General features: G+C 59.2%; 9 protein-coding genes. 4 read left to right on the forward strand and 5 right to left on the reverse strand.

Features of this window, described 5'->3' with window-relative positions; translation table 11 throughout:
- Positions 1 to 114: 114 nt before the first annotated feature.
- The 5 genes from cfaB to hflK (AFK24_RS07805) form a co-directional block, all read right to left on the reverse strand.
- Positions 115 to 1,299, reverse strand: a complete 1,185-nt coding sequence (cfaB, locus tag AFK24_RS07785; RefSeq protein WP_065832709.1) for a C17 cyclopropane fatty acid synthase CfaB — start codon at positions 1,297 to 1,299, stop codon at positions 115 to 117.
- A gap of 277 nt (positions 1,300 to 1,576) precedes the next feature.
- Positions 1,577 to 3,520, reverse strand: a complete 1,944-nt coding sequence (locus AFK24_RS07790) for a heavy metal translocating P-type ATPase (RefSeq protein WP_065832710.1) — start codon at positions 3,518 to 3,520, stop codon at positions 1,577 to 1,579.
- Entirely contained in the window at positions 3,517 to 4,593 is a 1,077-nt protein-coding gene (gene hflK, locus AFK24_RS07795; protein WP_065832711.1) for a protease modulator HflK, read from the reverse strand. The genes AFK24_RS07790 and hflK (AFK24_RS07795) overlap by 4 nt, the downstream gene beginning before the upstream one ends.
- On the reverse strand, positions 4,590 to 5,615 hold the full coding sequence (hflC, locus tag AFK24_RS07800) for a protease modulator HflC (RefSeq protein WP_065832712.1): 1,026 nt from the start codon (positions 5,613 to 5,615) through the stop codon (positions 4,590 to 4,592). The genes hflK (AFK24_RS07795) and hflC overlap by 4 nt, the downstream gene beginning before the upstream one ends.
- A gap of 11 nt (positions 5,616 to 5,626) precedes the next feature.
- Positions 5,627 to 7,573, reverse strand: coding sequence for a protease modulator HflK (hflK, locus tag AFK24_RS07805; protein ID WP_065832713.1), 1,947 nt, complete (start codon positions 7,571 to 7,573; stop codon positions 5,627 to 5,629).
- A 237-nt stretch (positions 7,574 to 7,810) separates the two neighbouring features.
- On the opposite strand from hflK (AFK24_RS07805), the gene AFK24_RS07810 reads away from it, so the two are divergent.
- Genes AFK24_RS07810 through AFK24_RS07825 form a run of 4 tightly spaced genes read left to right on the forward strand, consistent with a single transcriptional unit; the run spans position 7,811 to position 15,303 of the window.
- The gene (locus tag AFK24_RS07810) at positions 7,811 to 9,850 is read left to right on the forward strand and encodes a type VI secretion system tip protein VgrG (RefSeq protein WP_065832714.1); all 2,040 of its coding nucleotides are present in this window, start codon (positions 7,811 to 7,813) and stop codon (positions 9,848 to 9,850) included.
- Positions 9,847 to 10,725 carry a DUF4123 domain-containing protein gene (locus tag AFK24_RS07815; RefSeq protein ID WP_065832715.1) on the forward strand — a complete coding sequence of 293 codons (879 nt, stop codon included), beginning with the start codon at positions 9,847 to 9,849 and terminating at the stop codon, positions 10,723 to 10,725. The genes AFK24_RS07810 and AFK24_RS07815 overlap by 4 nt, the downstream gene beginning before the upstream one ends.
- The gene (locus tag AFK24_RS07820) at positions 10,722 to 14,129 is read left to right on the forward strand and encodes a toxin VasX (RefSeq protein WP_065832716.1); all 3,408 of its coding nucleotides are present in this window, start codon (positions 10,722 to 10,724) and stop codon (positions 14,127 to 14,129) included. Before AFK24_RS07815 ends, AFK24_RS07820 begins: the two co-directional genes overlap by 4 nt.
- Positions 14,119 to 15,303 carry a hypothetical protein gene (locus AFK24_RS07825; protein WP_080482074.1) on the forward strand — a complete coding sequence of 395 codons (1,185 nt, stop codon included), beginning with the start codon at positions 14,119 to 14,121 and terminating at the stop codon, positions 15,301 to 15,303. Before AFK24_RS07820 ends, AFK24_RS07825 begins: the two co-directional genes overlap by 11 nt.
- The last annotated feature ends 406 nt before the right edge of the window (positions 15,304 to 15,709 follow it).

Below are 15,709 nucleotides of genomic sequence, written 5' to 3' on the forward strand. Positions count from 1 at the left end.
TATGGGAGCGAGCTTGCTCGCGAATAACTGTGGATCTCCGACGCCTCTCCAGCGAATGAAATTCCGCTTTCGCAAGCAAGCTTGCTCCCACCTGCTCATGCTCATCCAGCCCTGTTACCGATAAAGATCCTCCCGCGTCCAAGGCAATTCATGTCGGCCATCGGTATACGGTTTTACCGCGAGGATCTGATGCAGGTTGATCCAGCCGCGGGCAAACGCATAGGAACAACCCGCCAGGTACAGCCGCCAGATGCGTAGCGTTTGCTCAGGCACCATCGCGGTGGCTCGGTCGAGGTTGGCTTCCAGTCGTGAACTCCAGTGTTCCAGCGTCTTGGCGTAGTGCAGGCGCAGGCTTTCCACGTCCACCACTTCCAGGCCCGCCTGACTGATGTGAGCGCTGATTTGCGACACGTGCGGCAACTCGCCATTGGGGAACACATAGCGACCGATGAACTCACCAGCGCCCCGCCCAACCGGACGGCCGTCGGTGTGCTTGGCGGTGATCCCGTGATTCATCACCAGCCCGCCTTCGCGCACCGCACCAAACAGCCGTTGCGTGTACAGCTCAAGGTTGGCGTGCCCGACGTGCTCGAACATGCCGACGCTGACGACTTTATCGAAGCGACCGTCCTGGGGCAGGTCACGATAATCGAGCAATTGCAGATCCACCTTGTCCTGCAAGCCTTCGGCTTTGACGCGTTCGCGCCCCAGCGCCAGTTGCTCGCCGCTCAAGGTAATGCCGAACACTTTCACGCCGTACTCACGCGCGGCGAAACGCGCCAGCCCGCCCCAGCCGCAGCCAACATCCAGCAGGTACTCGCCGGGCTTGAGCCGCAGCTTGCGGCACAGGTGATGAAACTTGTCTTGCTGCGCCTGCTCCAGCGATTCTTCGCCGGTCTTGAAGTAGGCGCAGGAATAGACCATCTCTTTGTCCAGCCACAGCTGGTAGAACTCATTGGAGAGGTCGTAGTGATAGGAAATCGACGCGGCATCGGTGGCTTTGTCGTGCTGCGTCGACGAGTGGAACTCGCCGTCTTCATCGTCAACCAGCGCCTGGCTGAGTTCGTCGCAGACCCTGACCACTTCGCTGATCGAGCCTTCCATCTCCAGCCGACCTTCGACGAACGCACTGCCGAGCAGGTCAAGGCTTGGATGGGTGAATTCGGAAACCAGCCGGGGATCCTTGACGACTATGGTGACGCTGGGCGCGGGCCCCAGATCCAGCTCATGGCCGTCCCAGAGCTTGAGACGCAGCGGTAGATGAAGATTCTGTAAGGCCGGTGGAAGTTGCGCGAGCATTTGAGTTAACCCCCTGATCCAGAAACTCGAAAAGGGTAGTCCAATCTCAGCCCGAATTAACGGGCTGAAAGGCTATAGGCTTTATAGCAAAAACTATAAAAATCGACTTCCGGGAACGGCCTTGTGCCCACTGATACGAGCCCACATTGCAGCCTTGTATTGAACACCCTTACCTTGAATGACCCCTAATTTGTAACAGAGTTCTTCAAAGCTCAAGCGAATTTTTATACTTAACCCACTGCTCTAGCTCAAGCCTTTGCGCCAGACCGAGGTTTTTTCAGGCCTGTGGCGTCGTATCCAACTTTAGTAGTGGCTCCTGAAAACGCAACAATCTGCCCGCGTTACCCAGCACCAGAAGCGTACTCAGATTGTGCAGAATGGCGGCGACCATCGCCCCTGCCGCGCCCAACAGACCGAAGGCTGCAAACGCAACGATGGCCAGCGTCCAGCCCAGACCGATGATCACGTTGACTTGCAGGGTTCGCCGACACTGGCGGCTCAAGCGCACGCAAGTGCCCAAACGGCGCAAGTCGCTGCCAATCAGCACGATGTCCGCCGATGCCAGCGCGATATCAGCGCCGCCCGCGCCCATTGCCACGCCGACCACTCCGGCTTTCAGCGCCAGCGAATCATTGATCCCGTCGCCCACCACCATGGGCCGAAAACCACTGGCGATTTCGCCGCGTACGCGGGTGAGTTTGTCTTCCGGCAACGCTTGGGATTCCACGTCGGCAATGCCGACCTCCAGCGCCAGACTGTCGGCCACGGTTTTCCGATCACCGGTCAGCAACAGTTGCCGACCCATGCCCAGTTCACGCAGCTCAGCCAAGGCAAAACGCGCTTCCGGCTTGAGGCTGTCGGCGAGCAACAGCCAGGCGAGGAACACCCCGTCCATTGCCAAACCGGCGATAGGTCCGTCGTGATTGGGTACGGCTGAAGTGGGGATGTTCAGCTGTTCGAACAGCTCAGGACGGCCCAGCGCAGCTTCGCCGTGCTCAGTAAACGCGATCACGCCCAAGCCTTGCCGCTCACGAATATCGCTCAATGTCAGCAGTTGATCCTTGCCCACCAAACCGGCCAGCGCGCGGCTGACCGGATGGCTGCTGGCCGAACCGAGACTCGCCGCGAGGGGCAGTAAGTCCGGGCGCTCGGGGCCGACCGCCTGCACGGACTCAAGGCGCAGCGTGCCGAACGTCAGCGTGCCGGTTTTATCCACTACCAGCGAAGTCAGATCGGCCAGCTCTTCAAGGAACGCCGAGCTGCGAATCAGAATCCCGTGTCGCGCCGCGACGGCAATGCCTGCAATGGCGGTGGCCGGAGCCGACAACACCAAGGCGCACGGGCAAGCCGCCACCAACACCGCCAACATCGCCTGGGCATTGTTGGTGATGAACCAGGTCACGGCGGCAATCAGCAACACCAGGATCATGTAGCTACCGGCGTAGCGTTCCAGCAGCCGGGTGATCGGCGGCTTGGAACGCTCGGCGCTTTGCATCAGCGCGATCACTTTGCCCAGCGTCGATTCATTGCCGATGCGTGTCACCTCAATGCGCAGCAAGCCGTCGAGATTGATCGCGCCGCCGAACACTTCGATACCCGCCCTCGCCTCCAGCGGCACGGATTCGCCAGTAATCGGCGCGGTGTCGAGGCTGGCCTGCCCGGAAATCACCAGGCCGTCAGCGGGCACACGGTCCCCGGCGCGAACTTCCACTTGATCCCCGGCCACCAGCGTCGAGTTATCCACTTCGCGAATGTTGCCGTCGGCGTCGATCAGCCGCGCATGGCTGCGGGTCAAACGGCCCAGCGCCTGAATCGCTTCCTGCGAGCCAATCACGCTGCGCTCTTCCAGCACATGGCCGAAGATCATGATGATCGGCAACAAGGCGGCGGTCATCAAGTCGCCGGTTGCCCACGCGCCCAACATCGCCAGCGCGATCAGTTGATCGGTGATGCCGTGCAGGCTCGGATGCCGCAAGCTGTGCCATCCGGCGCTGACGACGGGAATCGCCACCAGCAACGATGCCGCGCCCAGCAATAACTGGCTGACGCCGGTTTGGGCCGGCGCCACAAATCGCCAGACCAGCCCGAGCCCAAGCAAGCCCAAGGCGAGCATCGCCAAGGTCAGTTGCCGGGCCGCGCTGCGTTGTTCCGCGCCGCTGAGCATGCTGCCCGCCGGTTGCGGCGCGGCATGGCGGTGTTCGTGAATGGCTTCGCCAGTCATTTATCTGCTCCCTGAATAATCAGGCGGGAATCGTCTTTGGGATCGACCGTGGTCACGGAACCGGCCTGACCGAGAATCTTCGGTACCCGTTCGCGATAGATGCGTTGCAGCAAACCGGGGTCGCTCTGGTTCTGAATAGACTGCGCGAGGCTGGTCACCGTGGCGGTGTCGGTCTGGGCCTTAGCCAGGCGTTCCGAGGCCTGAGCATGGGCGACTTGCAATGTGCGGTCAGCTTGTTGATTGGCGGACTGATTGAGCTTTTCCGCATCGTTGCGCGCGTTGGCGACGGCTTGATCCGCGAGCTGGCTGGCGGTCAGCACGGCGTTGAAGGCATTGACCGCCGCCGTGGGCAGACTCGATTGCACATCGACCCGCGCCACTTCGATGCCAATGCCCACGCCGGTGGCGTTGAGTTCCGCCAGGCGCTGATTGATGCCGCGCACCAGATCGCCGCGCAGACGTTCCCGGCGTTCGGCGGCTTTGCTGTCTGCGGTAACCAGCTCGGGGCGGGCAACCAGAATCGTGTCCAGATCCCGCGCCGCAGTCAGCGCCACCGCGCTGCGATTGACCAGTCGATCCAGCGCCGGCAAGACATGATCGCCTTGCAGCACGAACGCATAAGGGTCGGTCACCTTGTAGTACACCGTGACGTCCAGCTGTACGACACCGGCGTCACCGGTCAGCAGAAAACCGGAACCGGCCAGCGCATCGCTCATCGGCGCCGCAAAACTCGCGACCCGGTCGGCCTGTACCGCCTGGAACGAACGCAGCAGGGTTTCGACTCGACGCTCGATGACTCGATCCGCCGAAGGCAGTAACACGACTTGCTCGAAAGGCTGCGGCCACGCGGTCAGCAAACCGGCGTTCTGGATGCGTTCCAGCGCACCAAGTCGCAACACCACCGCGCGATTCTGCGGATCGATCTGCCGCACATTGGACAACGCCCAGCCCAGCGCGGCCAGCAAAGTCACGGCGTACAACGCAATGAATGCCAGCCGACTGGCTTGCAGCCAAGGGCTGTTCACTGGCGGCCGCTGGTTGTCCGGAGCGTCAGGTGCAACGTGCTCGCTCATGGCTGCGATCCGCTCTTGTTATCCAGCGTCGGCGGGCCGTCGATCAGCACCCGGAACGGAGCGGCATCGGTGCGCAGAATCAACTTGGTGCCCGGCGTGACGATGGTGCTCAGCGTGTCCAGCGAGCGCAGCAGGTTGTACAGCTGCGGCGAACCCGCGTAGGCGCGGCCGTAGATCTGCGCGGCCTCGACTCGGGATTGCGCTTCGATATCCGCCGCCTTCACCGTCGCATCCGCCTCGACAATGCGCGCGTCGCGCTCGGCGGCCGAGCGAATCTGCGCCGCTTCGCGCTTGCCCACGGCGGTGCGTTCAGTGGCGATGGTTTCGCGTTCGGCGCGCATCCGGTCAACCGTGGCGTTGAGGGTGACCGAAGGCAATGTCAGACGCTCGACACCGACTTGCAGGACGCGCACGCCATACGTTGTAAGCAGTTGCTGATCGATCTGCTGCCGCAGCTGATTTTCGAAGTCGGCAATCCGCACCTGACTGGCATCGGTATTGACCAGACTCGACAGATCGAAGCTGCTCGCCGTGGTTTCCAGCGCCGAGCCGACGAAGGTGCGGATCTGGCGGGCGGCTTCATCAGGCTGGTTCTGCACCGCGCGCATGAAGCGCTGCACGTTGTCCGGATCGCCTTGTACCTGCCAGGCCACATAAGCCTGAACGATGATGCGCAGGCCGTCGCGAGTACCGACGTCCTGCAGTCCGCTGGAAGTGGTGCGCAGGCGCAAATCCACGGGAATCGTGGCCTCAAACGGCGCCGGCCAGCGCCAGCTCAGGCCTGGCTCCAGCAGCACGCGGGATGGATTGCCGAAACGCGTGATGACCGTGGCCTCGCCCGAGCGGACTTGCACCAGGCTGGCCGCCGCGACTGCGAAGGCAATCAACACCGCCGCCAATGCCGCGCGCCGCCAGGGGAACGCCGCAGGGCCAGCGCCTTCGCCATGGTGATGCCCGTGATGATGGCCGCTGTGATCGTGTCCGGCGTGATCGTGATGATCGTGGTTATGAAACAGACTCAAGGGTCGACTCCTTATTGAACGGCTTTACTCGGCGCCGTTGGGTCTGCCGGTAGAGTGAAAGTACGCAGGTCGATGGTCGGCGCATTGCTCGCGCCGCCCAGACGGTGATCGAGCACCAACAATTTGGTGTGGGCCAGGCCCTGGGTCAGCTGGGTCAGGTATTGCTCCAGCAGAAAGGCTTGCCCGGCCTTGGCGAAGCCCTGGCGCTCGGCACTGAAGCGCAAGTCCGCGCCTTGCGCCGTGGCCATGACTTCCCGGGCGTTCGCCGTGGCCTGATCGCGCGCAATGCTGGCGTTGAGCTGCGCCACGTTGGCCTTGTCACTGGCCGCGCCGCGCTCCCGGGAAATCAGCGCCTGGGCACTGATCTGAGCGGCTTGCACCGCGTGATAAGCATTGGCCGCGCCCGCTGGCGGATGGATGGCTTCCACCACCGTGGCGAGGATTTCCACGCCGCTGTCCAATTGCTTGAGATCGGCCTGCACCGCTTTGCCAATGTCGTCGGCCAGACCGGCGCGTTGCTCGCCGAGCAGTTCGTCGAGGGTTCGCGAGGCAAAATCGTGCACCAGCACGCGGCTGGCGGTGCTGCGGATCAAGGTCGGCACATCGGCGGCGTTATAAGTCGCGGCCATGGCAGCTTGATCGGTCAGGCCGATGCGGTAGACGAAACGCACGTCCATGTTGACGATCTGAAAGCCCTGCTTGTCCCCGGCGCTGCTGGCGATCACCTGGGATTTCTCGTTGATGTGGCTGGCGTCCCACAAGCGATTGGCGGTCAGCGGCGGCGGGCCTTCGGCGGGGTCTTGCACCTGTTCGAGGGCGCTGGAATCCGAGACGCTGGTCGCCAATTCATGCACCACGCCGTTTTCCACCGCGATCACCCGCCCGAACGGCCAGGGTAATCCGCCATGCAAGCCAGGGCCAAAAACCTCCACCGGCTTGCCGAAACGCTCGTAGATGCCTCGGCCTTGCATGGGGATTTCGTGCACACCGCTCAGCAGCCAACCCAACGCCGCCACGACCGCCAGCACCGGAAGAAAGGCGCGACGCATGTAGGTGAACGCCCAGATCTGCCGCAGATCGATGCCGAAACGGTTGTGCAGTTCATGTTGCAGCGCCAGCAGCGGTTGCGGCGGCCAGCGCAGCAGACCGGCGACAAAACTGCTGGCGGTCAGACGCGGCTCGATGCGTACGTTGCGCGGGCTGAACAACGACAGCGCAGCGCGCAGCAGGAATTCGATGGCGACCAGCCCCGGCAGCAGACCGATCAACACCGCCAGTCGCGCCGGCCAGACGCGGTCGGCACTGGAGAAGAACAGACACAGCGCGCCCACCAGCAACACCGCAATCGCCACGCGGGTCAGCTGCGCCAGTTGCCCGGCTTCAGGCCATTCGGCAGCAAGCTCGGAGCTGAACTGTCGCTCAAGCACCAGCAAGCCAAACGCCAGCAGCAGAATCGCGCCGCCCGCAAGGTTACCCAGCTGCGAGAGATTGCTGCCCGGCAGCGTCAGGTTCCAGATCAACTGGATGCTGATCAACGCCAGCAAAGCCCACGCGCCGAGCCATAACGTCGGCTTGCCAATCTGTGCGACCAGCGACGTCCCGCTGCCGCCGATACGCGCCAACAGTCGCTCATACCAGCCGGACTCTTCTGCCAGGTTTTGCTTGATGATTAGCGGCGCGATGCTGCCCAAGGCTCGCGCGCGCCACAAAGCGACGCCCTGCGCCGATTGCAACCCGCCAGCCAGCAGCAGCAAAGCTGCAGCGCCAGTGGTCAGCACTGCCGTCCACAAGGAGTTGGGCGAGAACAGATCAACGAACAACGACAACACCAACCCGGCGCCACCCAAACCAGCGGCCAGCCACGTCAGCCGCAAAAGCCGCGCCGCCTGCACCGCCGCCCTCTGAAACCTCGGCAAGCCATCCAGCCTGTCGTGCTCAACATCCAGATCAACCCGCATCACTACCCCAAAACTTACTGAATGTTGCTGTCATGGATTCGCTGCACCAAAAGCGGCTGTGCAGGAGCGTTACGATATAACAGAAATGGTGAAATTTTTGTTCGGCTTTGAATTGATCAACAAGAGCAGTCGCAATAACTACCAGAATGTTCCTACAAAATATTCGGCCTGATACCTACTTACACGCCAGGCGTCTACACGCAAAGTTCTGCCTTTCCCCAGGCCAAGGACTTGCCCATGCCCACCCCCGCCAATCAAGCCACTTTCACGCTGGATATCGCGGGGGTTGAGCATCGGCTTCGCGTCCTGAGTTTCACTGCCAAAGAGGCCGTCAGCCGGCCTTTCAGCGTGCGTATCGAACTGGTCAGCGAACGGGCCAATCTTGCGCTCGAAGACGTGCTGCATCGTCAGGCCTTTCTGGCCTTTGACGCGTTGGGTAACGGGCTGCACGGGCAGATCGGCGAAATCGCCCAGGGCGATTCCGGCAAGCGTTTTACCCACTATTTCATCCGGCTGGTGCCGAACCTGCTACGCCTGGAACATCGGCACAATCACCGGATCTTCCAGAATAAGAGCGTGCCGGAGATCATCGCCCTGGTGCTCAAGGACCATGGCATTCTCGCCGATGAGTTCGCGTTCCGTCTGAGCAGCAAAAGCTGCCCGCCACGCGACTACTGCACCCAGTACCACGAAACCGACCTGCATTTCCTACGTCGCCTGTGTGAAGAAGAGGGCTTGTCCTTCCACTTTGAGCACAGCCGCGACCGGCACCTGCTGATCTTCGCCGACGACCCTGTCGCACTGCCCAAAGTGAAAAATCCTACGGCCTACCTGCAAGGCAACGGACTGGTGGCCGAAGCGCCGGTGATCAACGCGTTCAGCGTGCGCCTCGCCACCCGCACCGGCAAAGTCAGTCGCCAGACCTATGATTTCGAACAACCCGGGATCGACATGCACGCCAGTGCGAAGCTGACGGACGGGCGTGTGGACCTGGAGGATTACCGCTATCCGGCGCCCTTCAATGACCGCCAGATCGGCGCGCGCCAGGCGCAAACCGTACTGGAACGGCATCGCAGCGACTATCAACTGGCCAGCGGCAAAAGCAATCAACCGGCGCTGCTCAGCGGCCATCTGCTGACCCTCGCCGAACATCCCCGCGACGACTGGAATGCCCAGTGGCTGCTGACCGCCATTGTCCATGAAGGCAAACAGCCGCAGGTGCTGGAAGAATACAGCGACCGCGCCGCGCAGCCCGGCGAGTTCAGCCAGGGCTACCAAAACCGCTTCGAAGCGATCCCCGGCCTGACGCCCTTTCGCCCGCCACTCAAACACCCCAAGCCGCGCATCCTTGGCAGCCAGCACGCCATCGTCAGCGGCCCGACCGGCGAAGAGATCCATTGCGATGAATATGGTCGGGTCAAGGTCAAGTTCTACTGGGACCGCGAAGGCGTTCAAAACGAACACGCCAGCTGCTGGCTGCGGGTCGCCACCGGCTGGGCGCATGATCAATACGGCACGGCAATGATTCCTCGGGTCGGCATGGAAGTGGTGGTTGGCTATTTCGAGGCCGATCCCGACCAGCCTTACGTGCAGGCCTGCCTGCCCAACGCCAGCACCCGCGTGCCGCTGGATCTGCCCGCGCAGAAAACCCAGACCCTGCTCAAGACCCACAGCAGCCCCGGCGGCGGTGGTTATAACGAACTGCGCATCGAGGACCGCCAGGGCCAGGAAGAAATCGCCATCCGCGCCCAACGCGACTGGAAAGAGCATGTCCTCAACGACCAGTCGATCCAGGTCGACAACCAGCGCAGCGTCCTCGTCACCGGGCTGTCCAGTCATGAACTGCAAGGCGAAGAACATCACCTGACCCTCGGACCGCGCAAGACGCAGGTGCTAGCGGATGATTCCCTGACGGTGGTGGGCAATCAGCACATCAGCGCGGCGAATCATCTGGTCAGCGCCGCACTGGAAGTCCACTTGGCTGCCGGGGAGCACATGGTCATCGACGCGACCCTCACCACCACGATCAAGGCGGGCGGGCACTGGATATCCATCACACCTGCAGGAATTTTCACCAGCGTGCCAATCCTGCTGGGTGGCGTGCCAATGCCGGGGATGCCTGCGGTGCCGGGCTTGCCCGCGCCGTTATCGAAATCAACAGCAGAACCCGCCCTTTCAAACAGCCCGCCGCTGGTACCTCACAAACAGGTTGAAGCGATAGAACAAGGTGCTTTGTTCTGTCCGAAATGCGCCGAAAATAACAAGGAAGTCTTATGAGCACACGATTGGCAAGCCAGGCCCAGTATTTACCCAATGATCTGCCATGGGGCCAAACCGTTGGGTTGTTACTTGATGCGCTTCAAGTAGAAGACCTGATCAAGCGCCTCTATGAGTGGTCGGAAGCCCCCCACTTGGACCTCCTGTACCAGCGTACGCAATGGGCAGGAATCAGCCGACTTTCGCCCTGTCTGGTACATATCACTCACCCTGAACATCCGGCTCTGCTGCAGTTTCTGGCCAACACCCGCAATCAGTGGGGCTATCTGTTATTCAGCGATGGCCCCTGGACGGAGCTACTGGACCATATGCGCTGGTTGACCAGCATCCAGCCTGCGCAGCTGGATGAAATGTTCCTGCGCATTTCCGATCCCGTCGTCGCACATGCTCTGTTTGCGGCCGATCTGCACCCAAATGCACAGGTCTTTGGCCCTTGCTCCGAGATCGTCGTTGCCAATACGCCGCTAGATGGCTGGCAGCAATACAAACGCCCTGGCGAAATGCCGCAGCCTCAGTACTACAAGCCTTATGTACCCAGCGCCGCGCAATGGACTGCGTTGCAGGCCGCCGCCTTTCACAAGTCAATCGGTGAGCTGTATCTACATATGCAGCACTTCTTTCCTGACTACAAAGCGGATCTGCAACCCGCCCAGCGCTTGGCGCACCTTCATGAACTGGCCAACTCCGCTATCGAACAAGGCTTTGAAGATGATCGAGAGATCTGGCTGTACGCCAATGTTTACGGTTTTTTAGGCGAGCAAAACGTCAATTCGCACGCGGATATTGTTGAGCTGTTGACCGTTGAATCCGAGCTGACGTCTTTCCAGCGGATTGACCGTGCCAGCGAACTAGCCGCGCAGAGGAGCACGCAATGAGCGCCGCCAACGATTCACCTCGCGGCCACCTGGCCAACCTGAAGGGCAAGGCCCGCCCTGCCAAACCGCTGGATGCCGGTGGCACCTGTCCGCTGATGAAACGTACCGTCCAGCTCCTGCCGCTACGCTATGGACTTGTGGAAAACCTGCAACCCAGCCGCGACATTCCGATGCCCCATGAGCTGCAAAGCCGAAAAATGGGCTTGCGCCTGCTGCGTGATGGCTATCTATACATCGTCGACAAGGCCAGCGGTTACCTGCACGAATACCGTGTCGAGCAAGGATCGATAAGCAAATTGCTCTGGAAAGGTCCACAAGTCAGCGCCGACACTCGCTCCAGCGCCATTGGCGAACCAGATCTGGTTTTCCCCCGGCACAGCGCGCTGCACGTGGCATATTCCGAATTTCAATGGACGGCCTACAAATGCTCGCAGGTGATCGGTCAACCGCCCGAGCGTGAAAAATACATGCAGTACGTCAGCTTCGGCCAGATCGACTGCGAGAATGTTGGCGCGCACCTGCTGACGGAGAAACAGACCCAAAACTGGCTGGCAGAAACGGCGGAAACCACTGAAGCAAAGGATCTACCCGAAGGCGCCGCCCCGGAGGAAAACACCGCCTATCACTGGGAACATAAACCGCTATTTCGCAAAACCTCGATCGAGGAGCTGACGAGTCAGGTCAACGGCGCACATAAACACGACTTTCTGTTTCTGGTGGTACGCGACGATATCGGCGTCATGCTCGATCTGGCTGCGGCGCAACTTAAGGTCGCCGACTGGATTGGGCGCTGGAGCAATGATGAGGACACCCAGCGCAAATACCTGACCGGGGCCTACATCCAGTCGATGTATCAGGTCACCCAGAAACGCCTTGATCAACTGGCGTCTAAAGACAAACGCTACCAGGCGCTGCTTGACGACACCAACGAGGATCAACGGGAAAAGGTCCTCGAGTATCTGCGCGTCAAGCGCGACTATCGTGGCCCTGCCATTTTCGGCGACGAGCAGAGTTGGCGCGATCAGGCGCAACATAATCCACTGGCCAAGGCGACGGTGGACATGCGCGACGCCTTGGGTCCGCAGCTTTTCGATAAACACAGCCCCGCCATCACCGACCTTGAGTTGGCGACCTGGTATGCGCTGAGCGGTAAGGAAGTCGGCGAGCGAGGCATCCATCAACTGGTTCATCGCGAACCCATGGAAGCTTTTGCGCTCAAGCACCAGAAGCTTCTGAGTCATTGGCGCGGTCAACTTAAAAGCATCCGCGCCGACCGGCTGAAGATGATTATCGAAGGCCATTTCCATCGCGCCGCGTGGTACTACGACTTTCGACAAGACGAGCAGATTCAACACCGGTTGGAGCGCGAGTTCAATTGCGTGGCGGCCATCTGTGACGATCAACAAGCTACCGAACAACTCCAGGCGTATCTGGAGAAAAACCCGTTAGTGCAGGTGCCTGGCCTGGACACCCTGAATCTGGCTGACCAGGCGGACCTGCGCAAGAAACTTGCCGACCTCAGCGACTTCAGCATCAAGCTCGCCGACGCCCCCGGCGTAGTGCGCGACATGGATGCACTGGCGAACCAGTTCAATAGCCTGATGCGCCAGAGCCTGCCCAACTACGACAACCTGAATACCCGCTTTAGTGGTTTGAACAGTTTGCTGGGCAGTGCTTATGATCCGGCGCGGCAGTTGCGGGTGGCCCATGAACTGGATCTGGTTCGGCGAGATTTCGCCAGTGGCGTGCAAATAGATCCCAATAATTTCATTCGCAATATAGGTCCGGCTGCGCGACTGCGCTTGCTCAGTGCTTATGCCTCCAGCGGTTTGCAATTGCGTATCGCCTCAGCCGCCGAATATGAACTGTTCAACCGCGACCGCAACGCAGCCCTTGCCCTGCGTGACGACCTCAAGGCGCTTTATAAGGAGCGTCGTGAAAAGCTCAGAGGACAGACGACCGATGCCGATCCGATTGGTTCTCGAAAACGGCTGAATGAGAATATCAACCTCGTCAAATATCAACTGGGCCCCATAGAAGAGCGCCTCAGTCTGGCGCTGACACCCGGCGGCGGTGCGGGCCAGTTTGGCTTGGTGCTGGGCAATATGGACCCGCAACTCAATGAGGAAATGCGCCGCACGGTGAACGACTACCGCAGCACCGGGACATTCAAGGGACCGATGCGCGGAGTGATGCAATCCAAAGGTGATCAAATCGCGGTGGTGTTGTTTTACTTTCAGGCGATGAAGTTTTTCGATGTGGCGTCGAAGATCCTTTCGAAAGAGGATCGTGGATGGAAAGACGTATTCGATATCGGCGAGTCTTTTATCACGACCTTGTCTGCTGGCTTTGCAGCAGCTCAGGGCTTATCCATCAATGTTCTGCGAGCGCATATCGATCAGATGGAAAGTGCGGGTGGCAAGCTCAATACCATGAATCAGCTGGGTAAGTGGTCTGCGTTCACTGGACTGGGCACATTTTTCTTTGGCTTTCTTGCAGGAGCGATTGATCTAGGCAAACACACCAAGCAATGGGCTGATGCGTTAGCAGAAGGCGACGGCAAGAAGATGGCAGCAAGTTCTGTGCAAATAAGTGGAGATTCCGTCCTCGTGGGCACCCATGTCTGGGCATTCAGGCATACGTACTCAATTACTAAGGAAATAATGCGTATGCCGGCGCATATGCGCGCTCTTGCCTGGGCTGAGCGCAGCGTCCAGCTGGTCGGTATCGCGACCAGGGCCAACTTGATTGGAATCGCGGCAACTGGTCTGCAATTGATGGGTGAAGCACTCTTCAACTATTTCAATCTCGATGCGTTGAACAAATGGGTATTGCACAGCGCATGGGGCCAGCAGTCGCTCGGCCTAAGCCTGGATGAGGATTGGAGCAAGCTAGCCTCCATCGTCCAGCAACCCGTTTGCCAACTGGTCCGTACCGAGCACAGCACCGAATTGCGGCTGACCTTCCCCGGCATACGCAGCGGCGAAATGGAACACCGAAAAGTCTGGATTGAGGCACTCCAGCGGCAGAGGGACTACAACGCGCCTTACGGGTCGCAAAATCCTGTGCATTGGGCGGTGTGCAGCGAAGCCCTGGCAGGGCAGCTCAAACGAGTAGGCCCGACGGAGGGTGCCTTGGTACTCAGCCTCGATCTGCGCCCACTGATTTCCGATCATTTTGGCCTCGCGATAGCAGTCAGTTATGACCTGGAAGAGCATCGCGATATAAACCACCGGTCAACTTTCCACGTCCTGGACCTGCACCGCCAACAGGTTGAAGGTCGCTGGCGCGAGCGCAAGGGCGTCTTCGCTTACAAAGCGGAGACGGAGGAGTCAATGCAACTAACGGCTACGCCACCCCGGCTTCTGCGCGAAGTGGATCTGGGAGCATCTGATGATAAATAAACTATTCAAACGCAAAGCCGAAACTGCGCCGCCTTCAGCGGCGCAGGAAGGTCAAACCCCCAAAGCAGGAGAAGTGCGCAAGACCGGTTCGGAAGAAATCCTATATCTTGCGCCTTTACCGGTCTATACCGGCCAGCAACCGGTGAGCATGCAAGGTTTTCCGGAAGTTAATGACGTCTTCCTGCAAGTGGGCGGAAGTAATATAGGGATGGTGTGGCAAGGAAAAATGCTGGCGTGGGTTATTTGGTTATCAATTTTTTATATACTTATCTCCCCCTTTATTATCGCGACGTTTCTATATGCCTTCACACCCGAAGGAACAAACAACACATTTTCCAACGACCTCGGTCTATCATTCCTTTTTTTTGGTGGGACCGGTGTACCAGGTTGTGCATTTCTTATAGGTAACTGCATCCAGATACTGGTTTCACAAACCCGCGAGCAAGCACGTCAATACCCCCTGCGCTTCAATCGCCAACGCCGGGAAGTCTGTTTCGTTGACAGCAAAACCCATGAAATCCTGATCGTGCCCTGGGAAAAGGTCACCGCCTGGATTTCTCAGGGCCAGATGGTGACCCAATACAACGCAACGACTTTCTATACCTTCGGCATGGCATTGGAAAATGAGGAGAAAGGTACGGTGCAGCCGATTCTGTTCGACAAACCCAGCCAGGCCCATGCCATCGGTACCTGGGAGGCTATTCGGCTGTATATGGAACAGGGTGTTCCGACGGATAAGACCGGTGCATGGCTAAGACTTTTGCTAGGCCGCGAACTGACTGAATACGAGTTACGACCTTATGAAGGGTTGCATACCTGGGAAGTCGAAAAACTGATGAAAGAAGAAGACGGTGGTTTGCACAGTTGCTTCAGTGACGAACGCCGTGCAGAAATCGGGCTATCTCCGCGCTCACGCTGGCCGCTGCGCCGTTGGTATATCTGGCGGGTACTAAGCTTCTGGAAAATGCCCTACATGATCGCCGAGTGGGGCCATAAAGCAGGTACACCCGCGATGCCCGAACGTGTTCAACAATGGTCGCAACCCATCCCACCCGATCAATGGGCCAAACCCAGCCCCGCCCTGCAAAAAGCCACACAACTTGTGCAGCACGCCATGGACAAGAAGAAGATGAACTTCATCGACGCCTGCAAGTTGATTGAGCGTAAGGCTTGAATTGCGATGCTAACTAAATTTTTTAAACGCAAAACCGAACCTGCGCCGCCTTCAGCCGCACAGGAAAGTCAAAACCCCAAAGCAGGAGAAGTGCGCAGGACCGGTTCGGAAGAAACCCTCTATCTTGCGCCTTTGCCGGTTTATACCGGTCAGCAACCTGTAAGCATGCAAGATTTTCCGAAGCTTAATGACGTTTATCTACAACTGGGTGGAAGCAATAAAGGAATGGTGTGGCAGGGAAAATTATTAGCGTGGGTAATTTGGCTGGTGATCACGATTTTATTCATTATGCCAATGGGGCTTACAATTGCTTTCCATGTGTTAACCCCCCCGGGTACGAACAACACATTCTCCAATGATCTCAAATTATTTTTTCAGGTTTTTTGGAGTATTGGTCTTCCGGTGG

This window comes from Pseudomonas syringae, assembly GCF_001698815.1.
Taxonomy (GTDB): Bacteria; Pseudomonadota; Gammaproteobacteria; order Pseudomonadales; family Pseudomonadaceae; genus Aquipseudomonas; species Aquipseudomonas syringae_A.

Bases quoted from the DNA above. Each gene is read 5' to 3' on its own strand.
- AFK24_RS07815 (WP_065832715.1), top strand. From the start codon at position 9,847: ATGAGCACACGATTGGCAAGCCAGGCCCAGTATTTACCCAATGATCTG.
- hflK (WP_065832711.1), bottom strand. From the start codon at position 4,593: ATGAGCGAGCACGTTGCACCTGACGCTCCGGACAACCAGCGGCCGCCA.
- AFK24_RS07810 (WP_065832714.1), top strand. From the start codon at position 7,811: ATGCCCACCCCCGCCAATCAAGCCACTTTCACGCTGGATATCGCGGGG.
- hflK (WP_065832713.1), bottom strand. From the start codon at position 7,573: ATGCGGGTTGATCTGGATGTTGAGCACGACAGGCTGGATGGCTTGCCG.
- AFK24_RS07825 (WP_080482074.1), top strand. From the start codon at position 14,119: ATGATAAATAAACTATTCAAACGCAAAGCCGAAACTGCGCCGCCTTCA.
- AFK24_RS07820 (WP_065832716.1), top strand. From the start codon at position 10,722: ATGAGCGCCGCCAACGATTCACCTCGCGGCCACCTGGCCAACCTGAAG.
- cfaB (WP_065832709.1), bottom strand. From the start codon at position 1,299: ATGCTCGCGCAACTTCCACCGGCCTTACAGAATCTTCATCTACCGCTG.
- AFK24_RS07790 (WP_065832710.1), bottom strand. From the start codon at position 3,520: ATGACTGGCGAAGCCATTCACGAACACCGCCATGCCGCGCCGCAACCG.